At 32.6% G+C, this 1,882-nt stretch carries 1 pseudogene; it reads left to right on the top strand.

The window, feature by feature from the left end:
- Positions 1 to 122: 122 nt before the first annotated feature.
- A pseudogene (locus BLQ00_RS17930) lies at positions 123 to 1,133 on the top strand (ATP-dependent nuclease); the annotation flags it as partial.
- Positions 1,134 to 1,882 lie beyond the last annotated feature (749 nt).

The raw sequence follows: 1,882 nt of genomic DNA, 5'->3' as shown, positions 1-1,882 counted from the left end.
CTCTGAATAATTTGAACTAAATCGAGAATTGAAAAGGTGTCGCCGCTTCAAGCCGCACACTGCGCCAAGCGCTACAATTATTATACAAACCCGTTGGCAACAAGCTAAAAAAAACTAACTGAATGAAAATATCCAGAATTAAAATAGAAAATTTTAGGTCCATCAAATCGACCGAATTCACAACGGATAACTTCAATATTGTTGTCGGACAAAATAACTGTGGAAAAACAAATTTCTTCGAAGCAATTCAATTTTTCTTTAACGGAGCTGGTCGTGGTGGATTATCAAACGATTTGAAATTTAAACGACAATCTGATTTAGAAATTTTAGTTGAATTGGAATTTTCGGGTGCACAAGATGGTGCAGAAAGAATGCGTAATGAAGCTAATAAAACAAAAATACTAAACGTATTGGGAGAATCTGATACAGTAACAGTTTCCCGTTCAAGTGTAAATGTAAAAAAACGTAAAGTATTTGTTAACGGAGAAGAAGTAAATCCAGGAACAGGATTTGACCCAGCCTTAAATGATTTCTTACCAAAATTTGAATACATAAATACTAAACAATATTATGATTCTGTTGCAAAGTATGCTAAAACAACGCCAATCGGTATTATGCTTTCAGGTGTTTTATCTGCTATTTTAGAATCAAATGAACAATATCAAGATTTTCAGCAAAGATTTACAGATTTATTTGAGGGAGAAGAATCAGAAATTAAAACTCAATTCGATTTAGTTGGTGGTAAAGTAAAAGTTAATCTTCAAAAGCAGTTTCCAGATACTTCGAAAGTCAACTTTGAAGTTACAGCACCTGTATTTGACGATTTACTTAAAAACTTTGAAACTACAATTGATGATGGAATAGAAACAACCGCAGAAGAAAAAGGAGATGGAATGCAAAGAGCTTTAATGCTTGCGATTATTCAAACTTATGCGGAATTTCGAAAAGAAAATGAAGACCAAGGTAAGTCATTCTTATTCTTTATTGACGAGGCAGAATTACATCTTCATCCAACAGCTCAAAGAAACTTAAAGAATGTATTATATGAACTTTCAGAATCTACCGACCAAGTTTTTATAAATACACATTCATCTGTATTTGTTGCAGATAATTATCCAAATCAAAAAATATTTAAAGCCGAAAAAAACGAGGGAGAAACGGAATTGGAATCGGCAGATGATTTTACAAAACCGTACATAGTATTTGAACTTTTAGGCGGAAGTCCGTCAGATTTATTGTTGCCAAGAAACTTTCTTATCGTAGAAGGGTTAAGTGAATTTGAGTTTTTAACACGAGTAATAAGACGATTTTATTCGGACAGACCAATAATTCAGATAATTAAAGCAAACGGAGATATTGACCAAGCAGAAAGAACAATTAATGCAATTGAAAAAGCGTTCACACCTTTAAATTCAAGTATTTACAGAGATAAACAAATTATCTTAATTGACTTGCCAAGTGAACAAACTCAAGGTGGTGTAACTGACTTTCTTCAAAGAAATCCGAGTTTAAATGCGAACAACCAATTTTTTCAAATACCAAATCGAGATTTAGAGCAATATTATCCAAATCAACCAGATGAAACTTACGGAAATTGGAGAAAAACGCAAGCTGAATTGGATGCAGTAAATGCAGCAGGTAATAAGTCATTTACGGGAAAAAAGAAAAGACAATTAGCAAAATTTGTAGGAGAAAATATTACTCAATTACAATTCGAACAGGAAATGCCAATAATATTTCAGGCATTAGAACGGAGTTGGGAATTAGCATTTTGAAAAAAGCCAGTTGCCAACAAAGAACTGAGCTAAAAAACAACTAATTCTAGTTTAATTTTGAAACATAATTTTTATCATACGGTATTCTTGATTTTGAGATGCCATAG

This window comes from Ulvibacter litoralis, from assembly GCF_900102055.1.
Lineage (GTDB): Bacteria > Bacteroidota > Bacteroidia > Flavobacteriales > Flavobacteriaceae > Ulvibacter > Ulvibacter litoralis.
The sequence above is the reverse complement of the archived record's forward strand: the minus strand, read 5'-3'. Positions and strand labels throughout refer to the sequence as shown.